At 64.2% G+C, this 18,713-nt stretch carries 14 protein-coding genes and 1 pseudogene; 11 read left to right on the top strand and 4 right to left on the bottom strand.

Features of this window, described 5'->3' with window-relative positions; translation table 11 throughout:
* Nucleotides 1-167: 167 nt before the first annotated feature.
* From P6U27_RS24035 to P6U27_RS24020, 4 genes are all read left to right on the top strand, one after another.
* Nucleotides 168-1,550 (top strand): ethanolamine ammonia-lyase subunit EutB, encoded by a 1,383-nt coding sequence (locus P6U27_RS24035; RefSeq protein WP_122404214.1) that lies wholly within the window; start codon nucleotides 168-170, stop codon nucleotides 1,548-1,550.
* 158 nt (nucleotides 1,551-1,708) lie between these two features.
* Complete coding sequence (locus P6U27_RS24030) at nucleotides 1,709-3,295, top strand: B12-binding domain-containing radical SAM protein (RefSeq protein ID WP_122404213.1); 1,587 nt, start codon at nucleotides 1,709-1,711, stop codon at nucleotides 3,293-3,295.
* A 6-nt stretch (nucleotides 3,296-3,301) separates the two neighbouring features.
* On the top strand, nucleotides 3,302-4,114 hold the full coding sequence (gene eutC, locus P6U27_RS24025) for an ethanolamine ammonia-lyase subunit EutC (RefSeq protein ID WP_122404212.1): 813 nt from the start codon (nucleotides 3,302-3,304) through the stop codon (nucleotides 4,112-4,114).
* Nucleotides 4,115-4,289: 175 nt separating this feature from the next.
* Nucleotides 4,290-6,656 carry an efflux RND transporter permease subunit gene (locus P6U27_RS24020; protein ID WP_407192716.1) on the top strand — a complete coding sequence of 789 codons (2,367 nt, stop codon included), beginning with the start codon at nucleotides 4,290-4,292 and terminating at the stop codon, nucleotides 6,654-6,656.
* 119 nt (nucleotides 6,657-6,775) lie between these two features.
* Here P6U27_RS24020 and P6U27_RS24015 read toward each other — a convergent pair whose 3' ends face one another.
* Nucleotides 6,776-7,273, bottom strand: a complete 498-nt coding sequence (locus tag P6U27_RS24015; RefSeq protein WP_122404210.1) for a hypothetical protein — start codon at nucleotides 7,271-7,273, stop codon at nucleotides 6,776-6,778.
* Between the two features lie 460 nt (nucleotides 7,274-7,733).
* Between P6U27_RS24015 and P6U27_RS24010 the strand changes: the two genes are divergently transcribed.
* From P6U27_RS24010 to P6U27_RS23985, 6 genes are all read left to right on the top strand, one after another.
* Nucleotides 7,734-7,967 (top strand): hypothetical protein, encoded by a 234-nt coding sequence (locus tag P6U27_RS24010; RefSeq protein ID WP_122404209.1) that lies wholly within the window; start codon nucleotides 7,734-7,736, stop codon nucleotides 7,965-7,967.
* Between the two features lie 194 nt (nucleotides 7,968-8,161).
* Entirely contained in the window at nucleotides 8,162-9,046 is an 885-nt protein-coding gene (gene hpnC, locus P6U27_RS24005; protein ID WP_122404208.1) for a squalene synthase HpnC, read from the top strand.
* The gene (gene hpnD / locus P6U27_RS24000; RefSeq protein WP_122404207.1) at nucleotides 9,036-9,875 is read left to right on the top strand and encodes a presqualene diphosphate synthase HpnD; all 840 of its coding nucleotides are present in this window, start codon (nucleotides 9,036-9,038) and stop codon (nucleotides 9,873-9,875) included. Before hpnC ends, hpnD begins: the two co-directional genes overlap by 11 nt.
* A complete protein-coding gene (gene hpnE / locus P6U27_RS23995) occupies nucleotides 9,875-11,131 on the top strand; it encodes a hydroxysqualene dehydroxylase HpnE (RefSeq protein ID WP_122404206.1) in 1,257 nt (418 codons plus the stop codon). The genes hpnD and hpnE overlap by 1 nt, the downstream gene beginning before the upstream one ends.
* A 51-nt stretch (nucleotides 11,132-11,182) precedes the next feature.
* The gene (shc, locus tag P6U27_RS23990) at nucleotides 11,183-13,135 is read left to right on the top strand and encodes a squalene--hopene cyclase (protein WP_122404205.1); all 1,953 of its coding nucleotides are present in this window, start codon (nucleotides 11,183-11,185) and stop codon (nucleotides 13,133-13,135) included.
* On the top strand, nucleotides 13,132-13,881 hold the full coding sequence (locus P6U27_RS23985) for a phosphorylase (RefSeq protein ID WP_162500367.1): 750 nt from the start codon (nucleotides 13,132-13,134) through the stop codon (nucleotides 13,879-13,881). The genes shc and P6U27_RS23985 overlap by 4 nt, the downstream gene beginning before the upstream one ends.
* A 99-nt stretch (nucleotides 13,882-13,980) precedes the next feature.
* Here P6U27_RS23985 and P6U27_RS23980 read toward each other — a convergent pair.
* Nucleotides 13,981-14,217: pseudogene (locus P6U27_RS23980) on the bottom strand (PIN domain-containing protein); the annotation flags it as partial.
* Nucleotides 14,218-14,978: 761 nt separating this feature from the next.
* Between P6U27_RS23980 and P6U27_RS23975 the strand changes: the two are divergent.
* Entirely contained in the window at nucleotides 14,979-15,968 is a 990-nt protein-coding gene (locus P6U27_RS23975; RefSeq protein WP_160118749.1) for an integrase core domain-containing protein, read from the top strand.
* A gap of 222 nt (nucleotides 15,969-16,190) precedes the next feature.
* On the opposite strand, the gene hpnH is transcribed toward P6U27_RS23975, so the two are convergent.
* Nucleotides 16,191-17,351: an adenosyl-hopene transferase HpnH gene (hpnH, locus tag P6U27_RS23970; protein WP_122404202.1), complete on the bottom strand. Its 1,161-nt coding sequence runs from the start codon at nucleotides 17,349-17,351 to the stop codon at nucleotides 16,191-16,193.
* A gap of 34 nt (nucleotides 17,352-17,385) precedes the next feature.
* Nucleotides 17,386-18,312, bottom strand: coding sequence for a 4-hydroxy-3-methylbut-2-enyl diphosphate reductase (gene ispH, locus P6U27_RS23965; RefSeq protein WP_122404201.1), 927 nt, complete (start codon nucleotides 18,310-18,312; stop codon nucleotides 17,386-17,388).
* Between the last annotated feature and the right edge of the window lie 401 nt (nucleotides 18,313-18,713).

Raw genomic sequence — 18,713 nt, 5'->3', positions numbered from 1 at the left:
TGATGCAAAACTATGCAGAACGAAGATGGACGCGACGTTAATGCGTCCGTCGGCTGCCTTCGTCTTAGGTCGAACGAAACGTAAGATATCTCAGCGTCTTGATCCGAAGGTATAGTTTCACGATAGTCCTGGAGTCGGCCATTGGCCGATGAACCCCGGAGACACCCTTGGTCTACCGCCATACCATCGACGCCACGAGCTACGCGTTTCCGGATCTGCGCGACCTGCTCGCCAAGGCAACGCCGCCGCGTTCCGGCGACCGGCTGGCCGGGGTTGCCGCCGACACCGCCGCGCAGATGATCGCGGCGCGGATGGCGCTTGCGGATGTGCCGCTCGGCCAGTTCCTGCAGGAAGCTGTCGTCCCCTATGAGCTTGACGAAGTCACCCGCCTCGTCATCGACAGCCATGACGCCAAGGCCTTCGCGCCGGTGGCCTCGCTGACGGTCGGAGCTTTCCGCGACTGGCTGCTGTCGGACGCCGCAACGCCCGAGGTGCTGCGCAAGCTGGCAGGCGGCATCACGCCGGAAATGGCGGCCGCGGTGTCAAAGCTGATGCGCAACCAGGATCTGATCCTGGCGGCGCGGAAATGCGAGGTCACCACCGCCTTCCGCAACACCATCGGGCTAAAGGGACGGATGAGCACGCGGCTGCAGCCCAATCATCCGTTCGACGACGCCAGAGGCATCACCGCCTCGATCCTCGACGGCATCCTGCTGGGAGCCGGCGATGCCTGTATCGGCATCAATCCCGCGAGCGACGATCCCACCGTCATTGCGCAATTGCTGCGGCTGCTCGACGAGATCATCGCGCGGCTGAAGATCCCGACGCAAGGCTGCGTGCTGACCCATGTCACGACGACGCTGTCGCTGATCGGGCAGGGCGCCCCGGTCGACCTCGTCTTCCAGTCGGTCGCCGGCACGGAGGCCGCCAACCGCAGTTTCGGCATCGATCTCGCGCTTCTGAAAGAGGCGAAGCAGGCCGGACTGTCGCTGCGGCGCGGCACCGTCGGGCAGAACGTGATGTATTTCGAGACCGGCCAGGGCTCGGCGCTCTCGGCGGGCGCCCATCACGGCGTCGATCAGCAGACTTGCGAGGCGCGCGCCTATGCGGTTGCTCGCGCCTTTGATCCGCTGCTCGTCAACAGCGTGGTCGGCTTCATCGGACCGGAATATCTCTATGACGGCAAGGAAATCATCCGGGCGGGACTTGAGGATCATTTCTGTGGCAAGCTGCTCGGCCTGCCGCTCGGGGTCGACATCTGCTACACCAACCATGCCGAGGCGGACCAGGACGACATGGACAATCTCCTGACGCTGCTCGCCGCCGCCGGCGTCACCTTCGTCATGGGCGTCCCCGGCGCAGACGACGTCATGCTGAACTACCAGTCGACGTCTTTTCACGACGCACTCTATGTCCGCGACGTCTTCGGTTTGCGCCGCGCGCCGGAATTCGACGACTGGCTGGCGGGCTCGGGCATTGCAGGCGCCGATTTCCGTCTTGCCGGCGATGCAGGCCTGCTGCCCGATTTTGCCTCGCGGCTGATCGCATGAGGCGGCGGCAGGTGCCAGCTCTCCCTGCCTAGGAAACCATCGGCGCCTTCCGGAATTATGCTTGCGCCACAATATTGAGAAATTCCGGCGACAGCGTTAGCCTATGTGCATGGCTGGCAATTGTCGCACCATCGGTCGAGCGTGGCGGGGGAGCTTTGATGCGAGCTGAAAGCAACGGAACGTCCCGGCGGATTCTCTGTGTATTTCCACGCTACACCTCGTCCTTCGGTACATTCGAGTATTCCTATCCCCTGACCGATGGCGTCCGCGCCTTCATGCCGCCGCAGGGGCTGTTGCTGATCTCCGCCTATCTGCCGCAGGACTGGCAGGTCAAATTCGTCGACGAGAATCTGCGCCGCACGACGAAGGAGGAGTTCGAATGGGCGGAAGCCGTCTTCGTCAGCGGCATGCACATCCAGCGCCAGCAGATGAACGACATCTGCCGCCGCGCCCATGAATTCGATCTCCCGGTCGCGCTCGGCGGTCCCTCCGTCAGCGCCTGCCCCGACTATTATCCGTCGTTCGACTATCTGCATGTCGGCGAGCTCGGCGACGCCACCAACCAGCTGATCGAGATTCTGTCGCGCGATACCTCGCGTCCTGACGAACAGGTGGTCCTCACCACCAAGGACCGGGTGCCGATGACGGAATTCCCGATCCCCGCTTACGAACTCGCCGACGTGAAGAAATACTTTCTCGGCAGCATCCAGTATTCCAGCGGCTGTCCCTATCAGTGTGAGTTCTGCGACATCCCGGGCCTCTACGGCCGCAATCCGCGGATCAAGACACCGGAGCAGATCATCGCCGAGCTCGATCGGCTGCGCGAATGCGGCATGACCGACACGATCTATTTCGTGGACGACAATTTCATCGGCAACCGCAAGGCGGCGATGGACCTGCTGCCGCATCTGATCGAATGGCAGAAGAAAACCGGCTACGTGGTGCGGCTCGCCTGCGAGGCGACGCTCAACATCGCCAAGCGGCCCGAGATCCTCGAGAAGATGCGCGAGGCCTATTTCATCACCATCTTCTGCGGCATCGAGACGCCGGATCCGGATGCATTGCATGCGATGCACAAGGACCACAACATGATGGTCCCGATCCTGGAGGGCGTGCGCACCATCAACTCCTACGGCATGGAGGTGGTCTCGGGCATCATCATGGGGCTCGACACCGACAAGCCGAACACCTCGGACGCACTGCTCGCCTTCGTCGAGGAGTCCCGGATTCCGCTGCTCACCATCAACCTGCTCCAGGCGCTGCCGAAGACGCCGCTGTGGGACCGGCTGGAGCGCGAGGGACGATTGGTCGATGACGAGGGTCGCGATTCCAACGTCGAATTCCTGCTGCCCTATGACGAGGTCGTCTCGTCCTGGAAGCATTGCATGGAGGTCGCCTACGCGCCCGAGAAGGTCTATGCGCGCTATCAGCATCAGTGCGATTACACCTATGCCAACCGACTCAAGGTGCCAGTGGCACCGGAGATGAAGACTTGGCCCAACATCAAGCGCGGCCTCGTCATGCTGCGCAACATTTTCTGGAAGGTCGGCGTGCTTGGCGATTACAAGCGCGTGTTCTGGAAGTTCGCGCTGGGACGCATCAAGCGCGGCGATCTCGAAGGCTTGATCGGCTGCGCCACGATCGCGCATCACCTCATCACCTTCGCGCGCGCGGCCTCGAGCGGCAAGCAGAACGCTTCGAATTATTCGATCCGGCTGCGCGAGGCCGCCGTTCCCGCCGAATGATGCGACATGTCTGATCCGGTCCCGCTGCGTCGTCCGACGCTGGATTTGCGGGCGTTCACGCCCGCGCGCGTTGCGCTGGGCCGCAGCGGCGCGAGCATGCCGACACGTGCGCTGCTTGATTTCACGCTGGACCATGCCCGCGCGCGCGATGCCGTGCATGCCGCCTTCGATACGCCGCGTCTGGTCGCCGATCTCGGCGCGCTCGGACTTGCCGTGACCGAAGTGAGGAGCCGAGCGGTCGATCGCAGCGACTATCTGCGGCGGCCGGATCTGGGACGACAGCTTGAGCCCGGCTCGGCGCAGCTTCTGGCACGAAGCACCTCCGCGCCGTGCCAGCTCGCGCTTGTGATCGGAGACGGCCTGTCCGCGGCGGCGGTCCACAGCCATGCTGCGACGGTGGTGGGGCGCCTGTTGCCATTGTTTGCGGAGCGAGATGCTGTCGCAATCGGCCATGTCGTCGTCGCCTCAGGCGCCCGGGTCGCGCTCGGCGACGAGATCGGCGCGATCCTCGGTGCGCGCATGGTCGTGATGCTGATCGGCGAACGGCCCGGCCTGTCGGCACCCGACAGTCTTGGCGCCTATCTGACTTTCGCACCGAAGCCCGGCCGCACCGATGCCGAGCGCAATTGCGTGTCGAACATCCATCATGCCGGGTTGAGCTGTGACGAGGCCGCCCTCAAGATCGCCTGGCTCGTCCGGGAGGGCTTGGCCAGAGAGGTGACCGGCGTGGCGCTGAAGGACGAAAGTGGCGACCGCCCCCCGCCTCGACTTGGCGCGGCTTCGGCTGAAGGAACGGAATCGGGGGCCAAAATGTCCTGATCTTGATCGGTTTGGCCGACCTGCGCCTGCTTGCGAGACCATGGCGGGACCTGCTAAACCCCGTGCGGCGATTTTCCGCGCATTTTCAAGGGCCTCCCATCCGTATGGCGTTTTCAGGCCGTTCGCGGGGCGCAATAAGCTCACAAACCGAGCCGATTTAGGAACTGGACAAAGCATGCTCGAAAAGCACAGCGAGAATGAGGTTCATGTCGACAAGGTCGAGCAGGGACCTGCGTCCTCGATCGCCTTCGGGCTGGAGCGGCTCGGGCTGGTCGCCGTCCGGGCGCCGATTGTCTCCTGCATCGTCCTGCTTGCCCTGATCGTCGGCGCGGTGTTCGGCGTCCAGCGCATCAAGATCGATGATTCGCTGTCGCAGCTATTCCGCTCCAACACCCGCGAATTCCGCCAATACGAAGAGGTGACCAAGAAGTTCCCGGCCGAGGAGTTCGACGTCCTTGTCGTGGTCGAGGGCAAGACCCTGCTGGAGCGGAACAATCTGGAGAAGCTGCGCGACTTCGTCACCGACCTGCAACTGGTCGAGGGCACGCGTGGCCTCGTTTCGCTGTTCTCGGCACGCCAGGCGCCGGCCCCGGGCAAGCTGCCAGCGGCGCTGTTCCCGGCCGAGCTGCCGGAGGGCGCGGCCTATGACAAGTTCATCGAGACCGTCAAGAACAACGAGATCATCCGCGGCAAGCTGCTGTCAGAGGACGGCACGCTGGCGCTGATCGTGCTCTCGCTCGATCCGGAAGTCGTCGGCTCCAACAAGCTGACCAAGACCGTCGGCGACATCCGCGGGCTGATCAAGGAGGATCTCAGCGACACCGGGCTCAACGTGCAGCTCTCGGGCGTGCCGGTGATGCAGCTCGAGATCCGCAATGCTGTCGAGCGTGACGGGCTGACCTACAACATCCTCGGCATCCTCGCCGGCTGTGTCATCGCCATCATCTTCTTCCGCAAGATCTCGTTCATGGTCGCAGCGGCGTTCCCGCCGATGATCGCGATCCTGCTGGCTCTCGGCGCGCTCGGCTGGGCCAATTTCAATCTGAACATGTTCCTGAACGTGATGACGCCGCTCATCATGGTCATCAGCTTCTCCGACTCGATGCAGCTCACCTTCGCTGCGCGCGACCGGCTGATTGCAGGCCAGGACAAGTTCACCGCGTTCAAGAACGCGGTGCTGGTGGTCGGCCCGGCCTGCGTGCTGACGCACGGCACCGCGGGCATTTCCTTCATCGCGCTGCAATTCTCCGACTCCGATTTGATCCGCAAGTTCGGCGAAGCCGGGCTCGCCGCCACCATCATCGCGCTGGTCGCCGTGCTGTCGCTTGTGCCGGTGTTCGGCGTGCTGTTCGTGCGCAACGAGAAGGTCTTTGCGGTCAAGTTCCAGGGCGCCGATGCCGGCGTCCAGGCGCTGCGCAATTTCTGCTATTGGATCGCGGTGCGCATGGTCGGCCGTCCCGGCCTGTTCAGCCTGATCGCGGTGCTGTTCGTCGGTGGCCTCGGCGTCATCTATGCCAATCTGGAGCCGCGCTACCGGCTCGCCGATCAGGTGCCGGACAAGCGCCAGGCGGTTGCCGCCAGCGACCGGTTGGATGCCAAGCTCACCGGCGCAAATCCCGTCAACGTGCTGATCGTGTTCCCGAAGGGTGAATCGCTGTATTCGCCGGAGACGCTGCAGACCATCGCCGACGTGCACGCGACCGTGGAGAAGGCGGCCGGCGTCGGCAACGTCTGGTCGCTCGAGACCCTGCGCCGCTGGCTCGCGGAAAAGGCCGGAAGCACCGACGTCGCCACGTTGAAGGAATACGTCAACGTCATTCCCGAGCATCTGGTGCGGCGTTTCATCGACGCCGAGCAGGATGCCGTCGTTGTCGCCGGCCGCGTGCCGGACAAGGATTCGAGCCAGCTCCTGCCGATCGTGGACAAGCTCGACACCGAGCTCGACGCCGTCCGCAAGAAGCACCCCGGCTACGAGGTCGCGGTGACCGGCCTTGCCGCCATCGCGGCGCGCAATTCGGCCAACATGATCGAGAAGCTGAATCGCGGCCTCACCGTCGAATTCGCGCTGGTCGCGATCTTCATCGGCCTCGCCTTCCGCTCCTGGGTGGTGATGCTCGCCTGCATCCTGCCCGGCATCTTCCCGGTCGTGATGTCGGGAACGGTGCTATGGGCGATGGGCGAGGGGCTGCAATTCGCCAGCGTCGTCGCACTCACCGTCTCGTTCGGTTTGGGCCTCAGCGCCACCATCCACTTCCTCAACCGCCTGAGACTCGAGAGCAAGCCGGGCGTCGGCTCGGCTCTCGCGGTGGAGCGGGCGACCGTGCTGGTGGGACCTGCGCTGATCCTGACCACGGTGGTGCTGGCCTGCGGCCTCGTCGTCACCGTGTTCTCCGATCTGCCGTCGCTGCGGCTGTTCGGCTGGCTCAGCGCCTTCTCGATGGTCATGGCGCTCGTCGCCGACCTTTTCATCCTCAGGCCGACGGCGATGTGGCTGATCAACCTGCACGGCAAGCTGCAGGGCACGGACAAGCCGGCGATCTGAGCGGCATCGTGGCGCTTTGGTCCGTGCACCACTGGAGGAGGCGCAGCGAGTGCTCCAGCAAAAAGCGCCCGGCTCGCGAGAGAGCCGAGGGCTTTGTTGTTCTTGAACGGAAACGGGCTCTATCCCTTCGTCATCGTGATGTTGACGCCGCGGATCTCGCCCTTGGAAGAGATCTGCACGGTCTGCTTGGTGCCGTTGGTGCGCAGCGACAGATTGGCTGCAAAGCCGTTGGCCTCGACGAATACGTCGATCTGGCCGCCGCCGGCCGTGCCCTGGAGATTGCCGAAGATGTTGCGGCTCGCCTCGCTCCAATTGCCGGAGATGCGGTCGCCCTGGCTCGTCACGTCGCTGGTGAGGTCGAACTTGTAGCTGTCGGAGGCGCAGTGCAGGGCCTGCTTGAGGTTGAGACCGCTGCCCGCGACCTTGTAGTCGGCCTTGCAGCGGATGCGCTCGGTGGACCCGTCGGACAGCGAGACCGTGCCGGTGCCGGTCCACGCGCCGTCGAAGCCGGCAAACGGCCCGGACGATTGAGCATGGCTCGCCGAAACCGAGAAGAGCAGCGCAGCCCCAACGCCGGCCGCAGTGATTGCCAGTCCAGATCGCCCAAAGAATCTCATCACAAATATCCCGTTTTGGAACGACGTCCGTTCAAGATCGAAGACGTCTCGCCACATCGAAAGTTTAGTGTTCCGAGCCTGTGCCAGGTTCAACGTGCCCTCACCCGAGATGGCGGTTCACCGGGCCCGGGAAGGGGGCGAGGACCATCCGATTTACCTTGTTCCGGGGTGTTTCTGGCCAAAACCACGGGGCGGAGAGATGCAGCTCTGCAACAGCCGTGCAGCAAAATGCGGTCTCTCTGAATTATGATGTAGTATCAACCCCTTACATCTGCCAATGAAGGCGCGGGGAAGACCTGATTTGGTGGGTGCGGCGCCAATTTGGCCGCATTTGCCAGTGCTTGTGCCTTCTCTCGGCCGCACCTCCTGCGGCGACTTGCCATCAGAACAATCCGCTCCGGTTGTCCGCCCTGTGCAGCCCGGGATCGGTGCGATTCTGCCGTCAGAATGAAGGAATACAATGCGTAAGCTTCTCGTCGCTCTCACCCTGCTGTCGGCATCCCTCTCGACGGCTGCGCTCGCCCAGCAAGGGCGCGGCACGGAGGCCGAGCAGAAGGCCTGCACCCGCGATGTGCAGAAGTTCTGCCGTCCGGTCATCGATCAGGGCGATTTCACCATCCTGGCCTGCCTCAAGGAGAACCGGGCCAAGATCTCGCAGGCCTGCGACCAGGTGCTGAAGAACCACAACCAGTAAGCTCGGCCGCTGGCCCACACCAAGGCGGCCCCGGCGCCGCCTTTTCGGCCGCGGTCCGCAGAGGGCAGCCATCGAGCGGCAGGATTGGTTTTGCGGCCGTCTTCCCCTATATGGGGGCCGCGGCGGCATCGCCGGCGTGAGCCCGCGCGAGCGAAAAAGCCGTTCCTGTCCAAACGATTGTAAACCAGCCCTCGATGACATCTGCGAGCGAATTGCGATCCGGCAAGGGTGACCGCGACGAGAATTTTCCCGTCGCGTCCTGGATCATTCATCCGCGTCATCGCGCCCTGATCCTGGCCTATTACAATTTCGTCCGTACCGCCGACGACATCGCCGACCATGCGACACTGCCGGCCGACCAGAAGCTCGCTTATCTCGACCTGCTCGAGACGGAACTCCTCGGCGGGGGCGACACCCAGGCCGAGGCGGTCACCCTGCGCCGTGCGTTGGCCGAGCGCGGCATGGCGCCGCGCCATGCGCTCGACGTGCTCATCGCCTTCCGCATGGACGTGACCAAGCTGCGCTACGAGACGTGGGACGAAGTCATCCACTATTGCCGATATTCTGCGATGCCGGTCGGCCGCTTCATGCTCGACGTTCACGGCGAGAGCACCTCGACCTGGGCCGCGTCGGACGCGCTCTGCGCAGGCCTGCAGATCAACAATCACCTGCAGGATTGCGGCAAGGATTTCCGCGAGCTCAACCGCGTCTATCTGCCGCGCGATGCGCTGGCAGCACACGGTGCCTCGGTCGAGCAGCTTGGCCTCGCTCAATCGCCGCCGGCGATGCTGGCCTGCCTGCACGGGCTCGCCGCGCGCAACGAAGCGCTGCTCGACGAGGGCAGGTCGTTAGCTGCGGAGATCCGGGATTTCCGCCTCGGCGTCGACGTTTCCGTCATCCAGGCCTATGCCGACCGGATCGTGCGCCTGCTCAGGGTGCGCGATCCCCTGCGCGAGCGCGTGCATCTGAACAAGTTCGAGCTTCTCACCTTCAGCCTCGCCGGCATGATCGGCGAAGTCGGCCGCCGCGCGATCGGACGCAAGGCCGTTTCCAGACCGGGGACTGCACATGACGCTTGAGGCGACCACGCCCGGCGCCAATTACGGCTCGACCGCATCCGGCAGCTCGTTCTATGCCGCGATGCGCATCCTGCCGCGTGACCAGCGCGAAGCGATGTTCCAGATCTACAGCTTCTGCCGCCAGGTCGACGACATCGCCGATTCCGACGGCCCGCGCGAACAGCGGCTCGCAGCGCTTCAGGAATGGCGCAACGACATCGACGCGCTCTACCAGGGCCATCCGCCGCCGCGGCTGAAGGACTACGTCGCCTCGGTGAAGACCTTCGGCCTCAAGCGCGAGGATTTCCTGGCCATCGTCGACGGCATGGAGATGGACGTGCCGCAGGACATCCGCGCGCCCGACATGGCCACGCTGGATCTCTACTGCGACCGTGTCGCCAGCGCCGTGGGACGGCTGTCGGTGCGGGTGTTCGGCATCCCCGAGGAAGACGGCATCCTGCTCGCGCACCATCTCGGCCGCGCGCTTCAGCTCACCAACATCCTGCGCGACATCGACGAGGATGCCGGTCTCGGCCGGCTCTATCTGCCGCGCGAGGCGCTGCTGCATGCCGGTATCACCTCCAATGATCCGAACCGCGTGATCGCCGAGCGCGCGCTGCCGAAGGTCTGTCTGCCGCTGGCGCAGCGCGCGAAATCGCATTTCGAGAAGTCGGACGAGATCATGAATCGCAACAAGCGCCGCGCCGTGCGCGCGCCGCGGATCATGTCGAAATACTATCATTCCATTCTGGACCTCCTGATCGCGCGCGGCTTCGCCGCGCCGCGCGAGCCGGTGCGTGTGTCGAAGATCACACGCATCCTGATCCTGCTCCGTTACGCTTTCATCTGATGCAAAACACAGCTCACATCATCGGCGCTGGAATGTCCGGCCTCTCCGCCGCCGTGCGGCTCGCCAATGCCGGCTTCAAGGTCGCCGTGCACGAGGCGACGCACCAGGCCGGCGGCCGCTGCCGGTCCTATTTCGACGGCGCCACCAATCTCACCATCGACAACGGCAATCATCTGGTGCTGTCGGGCAACAGCCATGTGCGCGCCTATGCGCGCGCGATCGGCACCGAGGCCGGCCTCGTCGGCCCCGAGCGCGCGCAGTTTCCCTTCGTCGACATCAAGACGGGGCAGCGTTGGCAGATCGACCTCGGCGATGGCCGGCTGCCGACCTGGGTGCTCGACGAAAGCCGCCGCGTGCCCGACACCGGCCTCACCGATTATCTCAAGCTGGCGCCGCTGCTCTGGGCGTCGGAGGAGACGCTGGTTGGCAAGTCCATTCCAACCGAGGGCATCCTCTACCAGCGCCTGGTGCAGCCGCTGCTGCTGGCGGCGCTCAACGTCGATCCGCCCGAGGGCTCGGCGGGGCTTGCTGGCGCGATCGTGCGCGAGACGCTGCTCGCGGGCGGGCAGGCCTGCCGTCCGCTGATCGCGCGTGACGGCCTCAGCGCCGTCTTGATCGAGCCCGCCGTGAAGTTTTTGCAGGAGCGGGGCCACACCGTTCAGCTCGGCCACGAGCTGCGTTCGTTCGCCAACACCGGCGGCAAGGTGGCTGCACTGAATTTCGGCGGCGAGGACGTGATCCAGCTCGGTGCCGGTGACGTCATCGTGATGGCGGTGCCGCCGCGCGCGGCCTCCAGCCTGCTGCCGGGCCTGAAGACGCCGACCGAATTCCGCGCCATCGTGAATGCGCATTTCCGCATCACACCGCCGCCGGGCTCGGCGCCGATCCTCGGCGTGATCGGCGGCGTCGTGGAATGGCTGTTCGCGTTCCCGAACCGTCTCTCGGTGACCATCAGCAATGGCGACCGTCTCGTCGACGTGCCGCGCGAGGAGCTCGCGCAGGCGATCTGGAACGATGTCTGCGCGGCGGGCGGCGTTTCCGGCGAGCTGCCTCCCTGGCAGATCGTGCGCGAGCGCCGTGCGACTTTCGCCGCGACGCCGGCGCAGAATGCCCTGCGTCCCGGGCCGGTCACTGCGCTGAAGAACCTGTTCCTTGCGGGTGATTGGACTGCTACGGGATTGCCTGCAACCATCGAGGGATCAGTTCGGTCCGGTGATCGCGCCGCCGATCTGGTTCTCGCTGCACAGCGGCCCTGACGGGCAATGTCCCGGCCAACCTTCAATCGACTATCGGAGCAATCGAGCGATATGGATTCCGTGAACGCGACCAGCCGCGAAGCTTTGGAATCGAGCATTGCGTCGGCGACGCAGGGCGTCCTCGACTTCCAGCAGGCGGACGGCCATTGGGTATTCGAGCTCGAGGCCGACTGCACGATTCCGGCCGAGTACATCCTGCTGCGCCACTATCTCGGAGAGCCGGTCGACGCCGTGCTCGAGGCCAAGATCGGCAATTACCTGCGCCGCGTGCAGGGCGCCCATGGTGGCTGGCCGCTGGTGCACGATGGTGAGTTCGACATGAGCGCCAGCGTGAAGGCCTACTTCGCGCTCAAGATGATCGGCGACTCCGTCGACGCACCGCACATGGTGCGGGCGCGCGAGGCCATTCATGCCCGTGGCGGCGCGATTCATAGCAACGTCTTCACGCGCTTCCTGCTCGCGACGTTCGGCGTCGTGACCTGGCGCGCCGTGCCGGTGCTGCCGGTCGAGATCGTGCTGCTGCCGTTCTGGTCGCCGTTCCATCTCAACAAGATCTCCTACTGGGCGCGCACAACCATGGTGCCGCTGATGGTGATCGCCGCGCTGAAGCCGCGCGCGAAGAATCCGAAGGGCGTCGGCATCGACGAGTTGTTCCTGCAGGATCCGCGTTCGATCGGCATGACCGCGAAGGCACCGCACCAGAGCATGGCTTGGTTCCTGCTGTTCCGTTCGCTCGATGCGATCTTACGCGTGATCGAACCGATGTTTCCGAAGAGCCTGCGCAAGCGCGCGATCGATGCGGCGCTGGCCTTCATCGAGGAGCGGCTCAACGGGGAGGACGGCATGGGCGCGATCTACCCGCCCATGGCCAACATCGTCATGATGTACGACGCCCTCGGCAAGGACGAGAACTATCCGCCGCGCGCGATCACGCGCCGCGGCCTGGACAAGCTGCTCGTGATCGGCGACGAGGAGGCCTATTGCCAGCCTTGCGTCTCGCCGGTGTGGGACACGACGCTCACGGCGCATGCGCTGCTGGAAGCCGGCGGCGACAAGGCGGTGCCTGCGGCCAAGCAGGGCCTCGACTGGCTGATCCCGAAGCAGGAGCTCGAGGTGAAGGGCGATTGGGCGGTGAAGCGGCCCGACGTCCGCCCCGGCGGCTGGGCCTTCCAGTACAACAACGCGCACTACCCTGATCTCGACGACACCGCGGTCGTGGTGATGTCGATGGACCGCATGCGCCGTGAGCACGGCGTCGCCGGCTATGATGCCGCGATCGCCCGCGGCCGCGAGTGGATCGAGGGCATGCAGAGCGACGACGGCGGCTGGGCCGCCTTCGACGTCAACAACCTCGAATATTACCTCAACAACATCCCGTTCTCCGACCATGGCGCGCTGCTCGATCCGCCGACCGAGGACGTCACGGCGCGCTGCATTTCGATGCTGGCCCAGCTCGGCGAGACCGTGAAGACCAGCAAGCACGTGGCCGATGGTGTTGCCTACTTGCGGAAGACCCAGCACCCGGAGGGGTCCTGGTACGGCCGCTGGGGCATGAACTTCATCTATGGAACCTGGTCGGTGCTGTGCGCCCTCAACATGGCGGGCGTCGACCACAAGGACCCCATGATCCGGAAGGCCGCGGCGTGGCTGACCTCGATCCAGAACGATGACGGCGGCTGGGGCGAGGACGCCGTCAGCTACCGGCTCGACTACAAGGGCTGGGAGTCCGCCCCCTCGACCGCCTCGCAAACGGCATGGGCCTTGCTTGCCCTGATGGCGGCAGGCGAGGTTGATCACCCCGCCGTCGCCCGCGGGGTGGAGTACCTGATTGCAACACAAAACAAAAAAGGATTGTGGGACGAGCAGCGGTACACCGCCACAGGCTTCCCCCGCGTGTTCTATCTACGGTATCATGGTTACCCAAAGTTCTTTCCGTTGTGGGCATTGGCGCGGTATCGGAACTTGCGGAACACCAACAGCAGGGTGGTAGGGGTCGGAATGTGACTTTGGGGACGGGGGACTATTTTACCGCGGGTCAAGCCATCGACCCGCGGCCGATACTGATCGTGACCGGACTGGTTCAAGAGGCCCGTATCGCAGCCGGGCCCGGAATGGCGGTTATCTGTTCATCCAGCAGCCCGACGCAGTTGCGGGCGCTTCTGACGGTGGTGGACCCCGACACGATTCGCGGTGTGATCTCGTTCGGCGTGGCCGGCGGGCTCGACCCGAGCTTGCGCTCGGGCGACGTCGTGCTGGCGACCGAGGTGCTGTCCGGCGATGCCCGCTGGGCCGCCGGGCTGTCGCTCGGCGACGACCTGATCGAGCGCCTGACCTCCGGCCGCCGCCGCGTCGTGCGCGGCAGCCTCGCCGGGGCCGAGGAGGTGGTCACGAAACGCTCGTGCAAGGCGGCGCTGCATTCGGAAACGGGCGCAGCCGCCGTCGACATGGAAAGCCACATCGCGGCCGCCTATGCCGCCGAGGCCGGGCTGCCCTTTGCCGCGGTCCGCGTCATCAGCGACCCCGCCCATCGCGCCCTGCCGGCGCTGGCCCGCGCCGCGATCAAGCCGAACGGGCAGATCGATCTCGGTGCCGTGCTGCGCGGAATCGTGCGCAATCCGGCGACGTTGCATGCCCTGGTCTCGACCGGCATCGACTTCAACCGCGCGCTGCGGTCCTTGCGCGGCTGCCGCGATTATCTGATCGGGACGGAGCTGATCGGCAGCGAGGCGCTGGTCTCCGAGGCCGCGTGAGCGCATACGTCCAACTGCCGAAGGCCCGTTCGCCATGGCGTGCGGGCCTTTTTCGTTAGGCCAGCTTCGTACTGACGGTCACGGTAACGCCTGCGAGCATCAATCCCTGGTCCAGTCCTCTAGCCGCAACCCGGCGATACGCTGGAATTCGGCGGTGTTGTTGCTGACAAGCGGCAGGCCGCGCGCCATCGCTTGACCGGCGCTCAAGATGTCATAGGGACCGATTGGTGTGCCGTGCTTCGCAAGCTCCGCCCGGATCTCGCCCGCGGCTCGCGCGTCCTCTTGGTCGAGGTCGAGGATGTCGAGATCGGAAAATAGAAGGCGAAGCGTTTCCATCCAGCACTGTCAGCCGGTCGGGCAAAACACCGGAACAGCCAGTCAATCCCTTCCGTAAAAATATTTCACTTTTCCGAATTTCGGATTTATGGCATAGGGCTGTCATCCCGATCCTGCCAGAGGGGCGCTTCGCGATCGTCACGAGATGCGGGTCGGGGTGCGGTGGACGCGGCAGCGCCGGCGCGAAAGGCGATGACAGGGCGGGCAACCGTGAGTCATGCGCGGCGCGATACGACACGGCGCTGTCACAGCGGCCAAGCTGGATCTTGCGGGGTGAGCACACGCGAGCCTCGGATGCGTCCGGCAGGGCCGTCCGCGGACGGAGAAGTCGTGTGGTCCCGACGCCCGGGGTTCTGGCGTCAAACTTCGCGGTGATGTGGCAGCCAACCGGCACGCGCATCGATCAGCGGCGAGGCGACGGGGGCAATAGTGCAACGCTCCCCGAGGAGAGCACGAAGAACACCGTTAAAACCATCCGCGCAGGGAAGGCCGGCGACCGGCATCACCTGTGATCCACCCCGTGTGCGTTTCCGATGCACGCGGACCGCGGGTGCCGCCGGCGCCCGACCTTCCCTGCGCCCTCTGGCTTTCACGGGGCGTGAACGAACAGCAAAGCTCGGGCGAAAGAAGCCGCGAGAATGCGCAGGTATGTCTACGAGGCAGAGGGCTGATGGAAAAGCAAGCCGGTGCCATAGACGCCGTCATTGCTGTGCATGTTCAATAATTCGCTGATTGGATCGCTCCAGCGGAGGAACGATCCGATGCGAGACAACAGCTATGACCGAACGGTTGAACGCAACTATCTGCAGAAGTGGCGTTTTCTGATTTCGGAGTATGAGGCGGTGAAGGCTGGCCGATCGCCGCTGTTCAAGCGGGTCGGCGACTTCTACCGGCACCACGGGACCTGCTCGCAGACGTTCCGCAAGTATTACAATCGCTATCTGCAGAGCGGCGAGGACGCGGATCTGCTGCCGCGGCGGCGCGGCCCGAAGTGGCGGGAACGGCGCGAGCCGGAAGGGATCGAGGCGGAGATCGTCGCCCATCGCAAGCGGGGGATGAACCGTTATGAGATTCATGCCGTCTTGCGCGAAACGCGCGACACGGTACCTTCGCCGATCACGATCTACCGGGTGCTGAAGCGCCACCGCCTGAACCGCCGCACGCCGGCGATGCGCGAGGAGAAACGCCGTATTATCAAGGACAAGCTCGGGGAGCTGGGCCACGTCGATCTGCATCAATTGCCGCGCGATATGTTCCTCGCGCCACCCCCGGTCACGGCCTACATCATCAGCCTGATCGACAGCTGCTCGCGTCTGGCCTGGGCCGAGGTCCTGACATCCAAGAAGGCGCTGCCGGTCATGTTCAAGACCCTGAAGATGATCAACACCCTCAACGTCACCTATGGGCTCGTCTTCCAGGAAATCCTGTCCGACAACGGCGCCGAGTTCGCCGCCCGCACCAAGCCGGCCGAGCATCCATTCGAGGCCATGCTGCTCGAGCTCGGCATCAAGCACCGCTACACCAGGCCCTATCGGCCGCAGACCAACGGCAAGGTCGAACGCTTCTGGCGTACCCTCGATGACGACGTCATCGAGGGTACGACCTTCGACAACCTGGACCACTTCGCCAATGAACTGTTCGAGTACCTCGTCTACTACAACAACCACAGACCCCATCAGGCCTTGGCAGGACAAACTCCCAAGGCTTTCGCCGCTTCCAAGACCACCGCAATCCAATCAGCGAATTATTGAACATCGACAATTGCGAGCCAACGGGTCCGCGCGAAGCGCGGCCCGATGACAGGCTCCGCGAAGCAATCCAGACTGTCTCCGCAGAACGATTCTGGATTGCCTCGCTGCGCTCGCAATGACGCTGGGGTGAACGCGTGCCTCCAAGCCTCACGAAACTTGCGCAAAAAGAAGCCCGGTCGCGGTGGCGACCGGGCTTTCGTCGTGAGATTTGATCGTGCGCCCTTACGCGGCCGTCGAAGCCTTCTGCGCGGCCTTCGCCGCAGCGGCTTCGGCCTCGTCGCGGCGGATCTCCGACAGCTTCTTCTGGACCTGCTCGGAGAAGATGTACTGCGCCGGGCGCTGCTTGGAGAGGTCGATCTCCGGCGCCATCGGGCCGCTCGTCCGGACGCCGCGCAGCGCCACCCACATCGCCTTCAGCGGGTTGTTGAAAGCTGCGGCCGCCGCGGTCGGCTCGTAGCCGCAATGGGCCATACAGTCGGCGCACTTCTCGTAGCGGCCGGTGCCGTAGCTGTCCCAGTCGGTGGTCTCCATCAGCTCCTTGAAGGTTTTCGCGTAGCCTTCACCGAGCAGGTAGCAGGGCTTCTGCCAACCAAAAATGTTGCGCGCGGGCATGCCCCACGGCGTGCACTCGTATTCCTGGTTGCCGGCGAGGAAGTCCAGGAACAGGCCGGAATGCATGAAATTCCACTTCTTGCCCTTGCCCATCGCAAAGACGTCGCGGAACAGCTTCTTGGTCTTGGTGCGGTTGAGGAAGTGCTCCTGGTCCGGCGCGCGCTCATAGGCATAGCCCGGGGACATCGAGACGCCGACGCCGAGCTCGGTGGTGAAGTCGAGGAATTTGGCGATCTCCTCGGCCGGGTGGCCGTCGAAGATGGTGGCGTTGACGTTGACGGTGAAGCCACGCGCCTTGGCGGCCTTGATCGCCGAAACGGCGCGGTCGAACACGCCCTTCTGCGACACCGCCTTGTCGTGGTGATCGCGCAGACCGTCGAGATGCACCGAGAAGAACAGGTAGGGCGAGGGCTCGAACAGGTCGAGCTTCTTCTCGAGCAGCAACGCGTTGGTGCAGAGCGAGACGAACTTCTTGCGCGCAACGAGGCCGCGTACGATCTCTCCGATCTCCTTGTGGATCAGCGGCTCGCCGCCGGGAATGGCGACCATCGGCGCGCCGCACTCGTCGGCGGCGTCCCAGCACTCCTGCGCGGTCATGCGGCGGTTGAGGATCGCATCCGGATAATCGATCTTGCCGCAGCCGACGCAGGCGAGGTTGCAGCGGAACAGCGGCTCCAGCATCAGCACGAGCGGGTAGCGCTTGCGGCCAAGCAGTTTCTGCTTGAGCAAATAGCCGCCGATACGCATTTCCTTGAAGAACGGGATAGCCATTACAGTTTCTTTCTGGGCTTTGAATTCGGATGGGTCAGCTCGCGGCCAGTTGGGCCGGAAGCCGGAATTCGATGTCTTCCTCGCGGCCCGGCAACACCGAGACCTTCACGGGTCCGATCCGCCGCATCGCTTCGATCACGTCATCCACGAGTACCTCGGGCGCCGAAGCACCGGCCGTGACGCCGACGGTCCTCGCATTCTTCAACCACTCCGGATTGAGCTCGCTGCCGTCGGCAATCAAATAACTCGCGACGCCGGCTTCAGTGCCGATTTCGCGGAGCCGGTTCGAGTTCGAGCTGTTGGCAGCGCCCACCACCAAGATCACGTCGACCAGCTTGCTCAGGTTCCTTACCGCAGATTGGCGGTTCTGTGTCGCATAGCAGATATCCCGGATATCCGGGCCTTGAATATCTGTAAAGCGGGCCTGAAGGGCCGCGATGATGTCCCTGGTGTCGTCGACCGACAACGTGGTCTGGGTGATGTAGGCCACTGGCGTATCCGCCGGCAGGGTCAGGGCCTTAACCTCTTCAACGCTCTGGACAAGCTGCACCGGCCCCGGGACCTGGCCCATCGTGCCCTCGACTTCGGGGTGGCCGGCATGGCCGATCAGGATCAGGGTCCGGCCCTTGCCGATGTAGCGCTTCCCCTGATTGTGAACTTTCGTGACCAGCGGGCAGGTGGCATTGAGCACCGGGAGGTTGCGCGCGGCGGCCTCTTCCTCGACGCTGCGGGCGACGCCGTGGGCGCTGAACACCGTCACCGATTTCGGCGGAACCTCGGAGAGCTCCTCGACGAAGATTGCGCCTTTGTTCTTCAGGCTCTCGACGACGTATTTGTTATGCACGATCTCATGGCGCACATAGACGGGCGGGCCGTACTTCTCCAGCGCCCGCTCCACGATCTCGATCGCACGCACCACGCCTGCGCAGAAGCCGCGCGGCTGCGCCAGATAAACTTCCATTGGACGCCCATCACGCAAGTTGCACCAATCCGCTTCAATGTCCCCGGCGGCACCCAGATACTGACCAATGAACTGCAATATCCGCACCATTGGTTCGCGCATGCGGTAGCCTGCCCACCCCGTAGGGCTCCGGCGCATGCAGGCGCAATACTTTGTGTCAAAAAATCGGCAATAGGGAAAGCCCGGAACTCTGTTGGACCGATTCTGAGGTATTTTAGTAAGGCATACGGGGGTGCGCAAGCGCGCGGCATTCGTGCATCGTCCTTCGTCACTTTCCCGCCTCAACTCCACGGCTATACCGGCCGCCCCGCATGATTTTGCCGCGGCCTTGCGCCGTTTACCTCGAACCTTCTCGGGGCGAGAACCATCAAAACAGCAATAGGTTTCGCCCGGGAACTCCG

Origin of the sequence: Bradyrhizobium sp. STM 3566, assembly GCF_045571445.1 — a bacterium.
Lineage (GTDB): Bacteria > Pseudomonadota > Alphaproteobacteria > Rhizobiales > Xanthobacteraceae > Bradyrhizobium > Bradyrhizobium vignae.
Note: the sequence above shows the minus strand (reverse complement) of the source record. Positions and strands in the feature narration are given on the sequence as shown.

Bases quoted from the DNA above. Each gene is read 5' to 3' on its own strand.
- P6U27_RS24030 (WP_122404213.1), top strand. From the start codon at position 1,709: ATGCGAGCTGAAAGCAACGGAACGTCCCGGCGGATTCTCTGTGTATTT.
- eutC (WP_122404212.1), top strand. From the start codon at position 3,302: ATGTCTGATCCGGTCCCGCTGCGTCGTCCGACGCTGGATTTGCGGGCG.
- P6U27_RS24020 (WP_407192716.1), top strand. From the start codon at position 4,290: ATGCTCGAAAAGCACAGCGAGAATGAGGTTCATGTCGACAAGGTCGAG.
- P6U27_RS24015 (WP_122404210.1), bottom strand. From the start codon at position 7,273: ATGAGATTCTTTGGGCGATCTGGACTGGCAATCACTGCGGCCGGCGTT.
- P6U27_RS24010 (WP_122404209.1), top strand. From the start codon at position 7,734: ATGCGTAAGCTTCTCGTCGCTCTCACCCTGCTGTCGGCATCCCTCTCG.
- hpnC (WP_122404208.1), top strand. From the start codon at position 8,162: ATGACATCTGCGAGCGAATTGCGATCCGGCAAGGGTGACCGCGACGAG.
- hpnD (WP_122404207.1), top strand. From the start codon at position 9,036: ATGACGCTTGAGGCGACCACGCCCGGCGCCAATTACGGCTCGACCGCA.
- hpnE (WP_122404206.1), top strand. From the start codon at position 9,875: ATGCAAAACACAGCTCACATCATCGGCGCTGGAATGTCCGGCCTCTCC.
- shc (WP_122404205.1), top strand. From the start codon at position 11,183: ATGGATTCCGTGAACGCGACCAGCCGCGAAGCTTTGGAATCGAGCATT.
- P6U27_RS23975 (WP_160118749.1), top strand. From the start codon at position 14,979: ATGCGAGACAACAGCTATGACCGAACGGTTGAACGCAACTATCTGCAG.
- hpnH (WP_122404202.1), bottom strand. From the start codon at position 17,351: ATGGCTATCCCGTTCTTCAAGGAAATGCGTATCGGCGGCTATTTGCTC.
- ispH (WP_122404201.1), bottom strand. From the start codon at position 18,312: ATGGAAGTTTATCTGGCGCAGCCGCGCGGCTTCTGCGCAGGCGTGGTG.